An 8,345-nucleotide genomic window follows, 5' to 3' on the forward strand; every position below is an offset into this window, starting at 1 on the left:
TCGATCCGGTTGCGGTGCGCGGTGGCCACGGCCGCCTTCAGGAACGCCGTGTTGACGATCTGGAAGTAAGTGGTGGGCCCCTGCTGCGGATCGCTGAGAATCTGGTTCACCATTTCGTAATCGCCGGCATAGCCGAGCGGCTTGGTGAACGTGCGAAAGACGAACGGCGCCCGCAGTAGTAGCGGGTGCAGGGCGGCCTGCGCATAGGTGCGGTGGACCGGCGCCAGATCGGGGTCGACGCGCTGCGCCTCGTCCTCGAGCCGATCGAGGTAGACCTTCACCTTGCCGATCAGCGGGGTGGCCAGTTCGTAGAACACGTCCTCGCGCAGGCGTCCGTCCCGTTTCGGCAGCGACTCGCTCAAGTCGACCTGCTCGACCCATCGGGAGACTTCCGAGAGGTACGCGCGCATCTCGTTGACCACAATCTGGTAGTCGCGCCGGATATTGAAACGTGCGTCCCAATCCTGCACGAACAACTCGGCCTCGCGTGCCACGGACTTGGGCGCGTCGTTGACGTCGGTGAGCTCGCGCCACTCGTCGATCAGCGTCAGGGACACGATGGCGGTCAGGCCGGTCACCAGGCTCATGACCACGGCCTTGCCCAGGTACGCATTCTTCGCGCCCATGCGCACGCTCAGTTCGCTCAATACCTCGCTGATCTGAACAATGGCGTAAGGATTGTAGATCTCCATCACCAGCGATCTACGCTGGAGATTGATGATCGTGCCCCGCACCTGCTCGCCCTGAGCGTTGCGGAAACTAACTATGGGGTCGATTTGCGTTTCGGAATACAAAGTATTGCACCAGGAGGATCCAGGAAGCTCAAATCACAGCCGCTATATGTTCCGCTACGGCACCAGTGGGGCGATCAATATGCAGGTTTCATATTCTGGGGAGGAGGGATTCAAACGGCGGACCATTCGATTCGAATGCTGTCGAACGGCCCATCTTCGCCTGTGGGCGGACTCTGGCCGGGTGCTGTTCAAGCATCCACGCTGGGTAAGAACGGCCATTAGACAATCGAGTTTCGACGAGAGCTGCAGGACCATTCCCAATCTATTGCGGGATTTCTCTGAATTGACGTGCACCGCTACAATGCCGGCTACCCACTCTCCATGAACGATCATGCTCAAGCGCACTGCGTTGGCCATTCTTGGCTCAGCGCTCATCACGTCCACTGCCGTAGCCGCTGATATCCAGGGCGCGGGCTCGACGGCGGCCGCGCCGGTCTATCGCGTCTGGTCGACCGGCTATGCCGCGGCCACTGGCACCCGGCTCAATTACGCGGCGGTTGGATCGGGCGAAGGTATTCGTCGTATCCGGGAAGGGCAGGTCGATTTCGGCGCGTCGGATGTGCCGCTGTCTCCCCAGGAAGCAAGCAAGTCCGGGCTGGTCTGCGTGCCGACCGTCGTTACCGCTGCTGTTCCGGTGATCAACCTGCCTTCCGTCCCCAAGGGCCAGTTGAAGCTGACCGGCGATTTGCTGGCGAAGATTTTCCTGGGCAAGGTCGATAGCTGGGATGCGCCGGAGATCCGTGCCGTGAATCCGGGTCTCGCCCTGCCGAACCTGAAGATCCACCCCGTGGTGCGTGCCGACGGTTCGGGCACCACCTATCACTTCAGCGCCTATCTGAGCGAGGTGAGTGCCGATTGGAAGTCGACATATGGCACCAAGTCCGCGTTCTCATGGCCGGCCGGCTACACCGGCGCCAAAGGCAGTGGCGAGGTCGTGAAGGCGGTCCAGAGCAACCGTGGCGCCATTGGCTACGTTGACTACAACTACGTGCTGGATGAAGGTCTGAATCCGGTGCAGTTGCGCAATGCGGATGGCAACTTCGTCAGCGCCACGGTGGGCGGATTCCGCGATGCGGTGGTGCACAGCAACTGGAACCGGAAGGGCGATTTCACGGCCAGCCTGGTCAATCAGGCCGGCGCCGACGCATGGCCGATCACCATGGGGACGTTCGTCGTCGTGCCGGCCGTCAGCCGCGCCGGTGAGCGCACGCTAGAGGCCATGAAGTTCGTCACCTGGGGCTATCTCCACGGCGACCAGCTCGCCCGCGAAGCGAAGTTCGTGCCGCTGCCCGGACAGGTGCAGGCGAACGCGTATCGGGAACTGGCGCGCGTGACGGATGCCAGCGGCAAGGCCATCGGCCTGCAAAGCATGGCATCGCCCGCAGGCAAGGCTCAGTAATGTCTCGCAATGGGGTGCCCGGGCCGGATGGCAGGGCGTCCCCGCTGCTTCAATCCACGATGAACAACGTGGCACCCGTCGTGGTACGGGACTGATGGGCCTCGGCGTCGTCGCCGACCTGATAGCTCATGCCCGGTCGCAGCGTGAATTGGCGGCCGTCTTCGAGCGTCGTTTCCAGTTCGCCCTGCAGGCAGAACAGGACATGCCCCTTCTTGCACCAGTGGTCCGCCAGGTATCCCGGCGAGTATTCGACCATGCGCACACGCACCCGGCGGTCGCCGTCGCCGAAATACTGCGTGCGCCAGTAAGCTGCTCCGGTTTCTCCCTTGTGCTCGGTGCGTTCAATCTGCGACCAGTCGGTCGTGCCGAAGGGAAAGGCGTCCATCTTCATGCTAAGTTTCCAGGGGCGATTGAAGGCCGGAATTCTACACCTGCCGGCTTTCAGGCTTTCCCCGTATCGACTATGACCCGTACGTTTTGCACCATCCACTTCGCGCGCATCCGCTGCGCGTTCCGCTGCCTGGCCGTCACTGGTCTTCTGATTTTCGGCAACGCGCATGCCACCGACATCGACTGCGATCCGTCCGTCGTGCCTGCCCGGCCGGTGCCGGCGCATCGCATGATCTGCGAGTCCGCGCTGTTCTCGATGGGCTACCAGCGCATCTTTGCTGACCAGCAGCGGCAGCTCAAGACTGGATCCATCACCGAGCAGGAAATCGCAGCGTTCCGCAAGAAGCGGGACGCCTGTGATTCGGCGGCGTGCCTGGATGCTGTTTTACGGGAGTGGAAGGCGTTCGCCGCCCAGGCTGCCACCCGTCACAAGCCATAACGAAAGTCCCCCCAAGATCGAACATCGGCCGGATGGCCGGTTCCTTTACCGTACCTTGGTGGGGGACATGGCTCGGGGTCCGGGGCAGTTTGACCCTAATCAAGGTTTCGCAGCCCTCCCGTCGCTACGCTGCCGGCATTTTCATGCAAGGCAGAAGAGTTTTCGGGGAGAAAAATGCCACAACACACGCTGGATCTTGAGATCGATCACCTGATATCGAGATCCATCCTGGAGTGCGGCCCGCGCACCAGTGTCAGCGAAGTTGTCGCGATGATGGCGCAGCGCAGTTGCAGCTCGATCGTCGTGGTGGACCAGGGGCAGGTCGTTGGCATCTGGACCGAGCGGGACGCGCTGGCGCTCGGCGAGATGGGTGATGCGCTGTCGCGCCCCATCGCCGATTTGATGAGTTATCCCGTACTGGCGCTGGACTGCCGCACCAGGCTCGGCGATGCCGCGCTGTACTTCAAGAGCAAGGGCATCCGCCATTGCCTGGTGGTGGATGACAGTGGGCGTCCGCTCGGCATGTTGTCGCAGACCGACCTCGTCATGAACCAGGGCGCCGAGTATTTCCTGCGCCTTCGCCCGATTCACTCGGTCAAGGTTCCGCCTCCGGTCATCGTCGACCCGGAAGAGAAACTGGCTGCGGTCATGCGTGTCATGCGCTCGGGCGGACTGAGCGCCGTGGTTGTCCGCTTTCCCGGCGACGAGTACGGCATCCTGACGGAGCGCGACGTCGTGCGGCTGGCCGCCGCCAACGCGCTCGGCGGCATCGTGTCGGATCATGCCAGTCGTCGCCTGCATTCGCTGGCGCATTCCAACAGCTTGTATTCGGCCCGGAAGTTCCTTTCGGACAACCGTCTGCGCCACGTTGGCGTGCTCGACGCTCAAGGCGAGCTGACTGGTCTGCTGAGCCTGTCGGACATCCTGTGCGGTATCGAACACGAGTATGTGCATGAACTGCGCACGGCGCTACACGAGCGCGACGAGGCACTGCGTCGATCCAACTACCATCTGCGGCTGGCCGATCGCGTATTCGAATCGACGCTCGACGGCGTGATGGTGACCGATCTGAACGGCGTGATCGAGCAGGTGAACCCGGCCTTCACGCAACTGACCGGCTACACGCTCGACGAGGTCATCGGCCGGACACCGCGGATGCTGAGTTCGGGACGCCAGGGACCATCCTTTTACCAGGAAATGTGGAGCCAGTTGCGCGCGCAAGGTCACTGGAAGGGCGAGATCTGGAATCGCCGAAAGAACGGCGAGCTGTACCTCGAGCATCTGTCCGTCTCCAGCATCTGCAATCAGGCCGGCGAATGCACGCATTACGCGGCGATCTTCTCGGACATCACGCATCGCCGTATCGCGGAAGAGCGCCTGAACCATCTGGCCATGCACGATCCGCTGACGGACCTGCCGAACCGCACGCTGTTCAGCGAGCGGCTCAAGCAGGCCATCATTCGCGCCCGGCGCGCGTCCAGACGGGTGGCCGTGTTGTTCCTCGATCTCGATCGCTTCAAGATGATCAACGATACGATGGGGCACGGCACCGGAGACGACGCGCTCAGGGTCATTGCCATGCGACTCAAGCATGCCGTGCGCGAGAGCGACACGGTGGCCCGGCTCGGCGGGGACGAGTTCACGATCGTTGTCGAGGAGATCGAGGACATCCGTCATGTCGCGCATATCGCGCAGGTGCTGCTGGACGTGGTTGGTCAGCCGATCGATGCGGCTGGGCGCAGCGTGTTCGTGACGCCGAGCATCGGTATCAGCATATATCCGGACGACGGCACGGATCAGCAGCAACTGTTGATGCAGGCTGACCGCGCCATGTACGAAGCCAAGCAGGAAGGCAAGAACACGTTCCGCTTCTTCGCCACGCAGATGACATCGTCCGCGATGGAAAGCATGGCGCTTGAGTGCGAGCTGCGTCGCGCGCTGACGCGCCGCGAGTTCCGCCTCCACTATCAACCGATCTATGACCTGGGCTCGGGAAGGATCGTCAGCGTCGAAGCACTGCTGCGCTGGCAGCACCCGACGCGCGGGCTGCTGTCGCCCGGTGCGTTCATCGATGTGGCCGAGGAATCAGCCCTGATCGTGCCGATTGGCGCCTGGGTGTTGCGCGAGGCGTGCCGGCAGGGCGCGGCCTGGCTCCGGTCGGGCTTCGAATTCGGTCGCATGTCGGTCAACGTGTCCGCCCGGCAGATCCGCCACGAGCATTTCCTGCATGACGTCTCCGATGTGCTGAGCGACGCCGGCATGCAGCCGGAGCATCTGCAGCTTGAACTGGTGGAGAGCATGGCCATGACCGGAAACGGCGTCACCGAGCTGGTGCTCGGCGAACTGGCGCGCCGCGGTGTCGGTCTGGCCATCGACGACTTCGGAACGGGCTATTCCTCGTTTACCTATCTGCAGACGCTGCCGGTCAATACCGTCAAGGTGGATCGCTCCTTCCTGACCGCTGTGATCGAGCGGGAGCGCGACGGCGCGATTCTTCGCGCGATCGTTGCCATGGCGCGGGCGCTTGGCCTGACCGTGGTGGCCGAGGGCGTGGAGAACATCGCCCAACTGCAGTTTCTGCGCGAGATCGGTTGCGACCGCGCGCAGGGTTTTCTGCTTGCCAGGCCCGGACCGGCTGAGGCCCTGACCGCCCTGGGCAATGCCGCGCATCCGTTGATCGCCTCGGGTGCCTGACTTGCAGCGCCGCCACGTCGCCACGTCGCCACATCGCCCGTCGATCTGCCGGGGACGCACGCACTGACGGTACCTACTAAGGTGGGGGACCGGTCGGGCAGCACCGGTCCCATTCGTTGTTTCATGGCATGATTGAGCGATCAAGGTCTCCGACTTATCTGCCATGACAGCGGCCCTACTCGTCATCGATGTCCAGCAAGGCCTGTGCGAAGGCGATGAGGCCCCGCTCGCTCACCGCGACATCATTGACCGCATCAACGATGTTGCCGGCAAGGCACGCACCGCGCGCGTGCCCGTTATATTCATCCAGCATGAATCGGCGGACGACTACCTGCCGTATGGCTCCGCGCGCTGGCAGCTCGCGGATGGGCTGACCGTGCTGGATAGCGACCTGCGCATCCGCAAGACCACGCCGGACTCTTTCTTCGGGACGACACTCGAGGCGACGCTGAAGGAGCACGGGGTGACGCACCTGGTCATCTGCGGCATGCATACGGAATACTGCGTCGATACCACCACGCGGCGTGCGCTGGCGCTGGGCTATCCCGTGAGGCTGATCGAAGATGGTCACACCACTGTTTCGAATGCGGCCTTGTCTGCAGGGCAGATCATTCACCATCACAACCTCACGCTGACGGGTATCAGCAGTTTCGGCCCGCGCGTACGAGCGGTGCCGGCGGCGGACATCACGTTCTGATTCGTCAGAGCCATTGTCAGCCGCTCTCACAGAAGCCCTCGCGCCCCCGTGTCGTTCTGCAACCAACTATCCCTGATCAACCCAGCGGTCTCGCTGATCTTCGCTGGCTGCTTCCTCGTGGTCTGGCGGCAGCTCCGCAGCCAGCATCTGCTGGCGTTCGGGGTGTCCTTTGCGCTCTATGCCGTGGCGGTGGCCATTCAGGTCCTGTCTCCGCCGAGCGATGCCGTCTGGACGACGCTCGTCGCCGCGCCGTTCTACATCGGCAGCACGATGCTGATCGCGTGCGGATTGCTGTGGCGCGCCCATGTCAAATCCACCGTCGCACTGGCCGCCTGTTCGGGGGTGGCCATTGTCGAGTTCTCGCTGCTTGCCTACTTCCATTTCGCGGTGCCTGACCTGACGGCGCGGATATACGTACACAACATTGGCGCCGCGCTGATCTTCGGCATTGCCCTGGCTCAGCTTGGCGGCTTGCGGCGGGGCAGCGTGGCGGATAGGGCGATCTACTGGGTGTTCGTCGCCTTTACGGTGAACCTCGGCCTGCGGTTGCTGCTGAGCACGAGCGCGCCCCCGAACGCCGACGAATGCGGCAGGGCGTTTTCGACCTATTGGACGTATTTCCAGGTAGGCCAGACGCTCTTTAACGTCTTCTTCAGCCTGGTGCTGCTGGGCTCCGAGATTCACGCGCTGATCGAACGGATCCAGCACGAGCGGGATACGGATGCGCTGACGCGGCTTCACAACCGGAGAAGCTTCGAGGAAATCGCGCGCGAGACGCTTTCGCGGGCCAATGGCGGGGTGCCCGGCCTGATCCTGGTGGACCTTGATTTCTTCAAGCTCATCAACGACAACCACGGTCACGCCAGTGGCGACGCGATACTCGTCGAGTTCGCGCGGATCGTCAGGCGCGTGGTGGGCGCGCGGGGGATTGCCGGCCGGCTTGGGGGCGAGGAGTTCGCGGTGCTATTGCCGCGGACGACCGGGGAAGAAGCGATCCATATCGCCGAAGAGATCCGGGCGACGCTTGAGCGCGCGCGATTCGAGACGCTGCCGGATAGCCCGCGTGTGACGGCCAGCTTTGGTGTGGCGGTGTGGCAACCGCTGGAATCGCTCGATGCGCTGATGTCACGTGCCGACGGGCTGCTCTATACCGCAAAGCGCAGCGGTCGCAATCGCGTGCACCACGCGCACGAACAGACGCCGATGCAGGAAGTGGGCAGCGAACGGCTGCCCTGATACCGGTGCGCGGCGGCGGCGCGCTCAGCCGAACTTGCGCAGCGCGTCCAGCGCGAGTCCCGAACCGATACCGCCGAACAGGTCGCCTTCCACGCGGCGCGCGCCCGGCAGCAATTGCGCGAGTTGCTCGCGTAGCAGCGGCACGCTGCTGGAGCCCCCCGTGAACAGGATCGTGTCGACGGCCTCGGCCTTGACGCCAGCCGTATTGAGCATGCCGTGCACCGTCGTGGCGGTCTTGTCGACCAGTTTGGCGATGGACTCGTCGAAGGTCTCGCGGGTGATGGCGAGCGTGGTGTCGGGCGCGATACGGGCCAAGTCGACCACGGTCTGCGCTTCCGCGGACAGCGCGATCTTGGCGGCTTCCACCTGGATTGCCAGCCAGTGGCCCGCGCGCTCGCGGATCAGCCGGATCAGGCGATCAAGCTTCGCGGTATCGGCGGCATCGCGATAGTTGTCCATCACGATTGACCAGGCCTTGCGTGTGTAAACCAGGTTGATGGTGTGCCAGCTCGCCAGGTCGAAGTACTGGCCCGAAGGCATGGCCTTGCCGTTGCGAAGCTGACTGCCCAGTCCCAGCATCGGCATCACACTGGCGAGGCTCAGGGCGCGGTCGAAATCGGTCCCGCCGATATGCACGCCGCCATTGGCGAGGATGTCGTCGCGGCGGTCGATGTGGCGGGGGGGGCCCCGGGGGAG

At 63.4% G+C, this 8,345-nt stretch carries 7 protein-coding genes and 1 pseudogene; 5 read left to right on the top strand and 3 right to left on the bottom strand.

The features are described from left to right. Positions 1-794, bottom strand: a pseudogene (locus RN01_RS30075) (SAM-dependent methyltransferase); the annotation flags it as partial. 331 nt (positions 795-1,125) lie between these two features. On the opposite strand from RN01_RS30075, the gene pstS reads away from it, so the two are divergent. After that, positions 1,126-2,193, top strand: coding sequence for a phosphate ABC transporter substrate-binding protein PstS (pstS, locus tag RN01_RS30080; protein WP_017513788.1), 1,068 nt, complete (start codon positions 1,126-1,128; stop codon positions 2,191-2,193). A gap of 49 nt (positions 2,194-2,242) precedes the next feature. Here the strand turns inward: pstS and RN01_RS30085 are convergent, their stop codons facing one another. After that, positions 2,243-2,584 carry a DHCW motif cupin fold protein gene (locus RN01_RS30085; RefSeq protein ID WP_017513789.1) on the bottom strand — a complete coding sequence of 114 codons (342 nt, stop codon included), beginning with the start codon at positions 2,582-2,584 and terminating at the stop codon, positions 2,243-2,245. A gap of 72 nt (positions 2,585-2,656) precedes the next feature. On the opposite strand from RN01_RS30085, the gene RN01_RS30090 reads away from it, so the two are divergent. From RN01_RS30090 to RN01_RS30105, 4 genes are all read left to right on the top strand, one after another. Further along, on the top strand, positions 2,657-3,022 hold the full coding sequence (locus tag RN01_RS30090) for a hypothetical protein (protein ID WP_017513722.1): 366 nt from the start codon (positions 2,657-2,659) through the stop codon (positions 3,020-3,022). 174 nt (positions 3,023-3,196) lie between these two features. Further along, entirely contained in the window at positions 3,197-5,716 is a 2,520-nt protein-coding gene (locus RN01_RS30095; protein WP_017513721.1) for an EAL domain-containing protein, read from the top strand. Between the two features lie 163 nt (positions 5,717-5,879). Continuing rightward, on the top strand, positions 5,880-6,413 hold the full coding sequence (locus RN01_RS30100; protein ID WP_017513720.1) for a cysteine hydrolase family protein: 534 nt from the start codon (positions 5,880-5,882) through the stop codon (positions 6,411-6,413). A 48-nt stretch (positions 6,414-6,461) separates the two neighbouring features. Then, on the top strand, positions 6,462-7,649 hold the full coding sequence (locus RN01_RS30105) for a GGDEF domain-containing protein (RefSeq protein WP_017513719.1): 1,188 nt from the start codon (positions 6,462-6,464) through the stop codon (positions 7,647-7,649). A gap of 24 nt (positions 7,650-7,673) precedes the next feature. Here the strand turns inward: RN01_RS30105 and RN01_RS30110 are convergent. Beyond that, positions 7,674-8,345 (bottom strand): Hsp70 family protein (locus RN01_RS30110; protein WP_039016819.1); only part of this gene is annotated, 672 nt, incomplete at its 5' end.

Source organism: Cupriavidus sp. SHE (assembly GCF_000812445.1).
GTDB lineage: Bacteria > Pseudomonadota > Gammaproteobacteria > Burkholderiales > Burkholderiaceae > Cupriavidus > Cupriavidus metallidurans.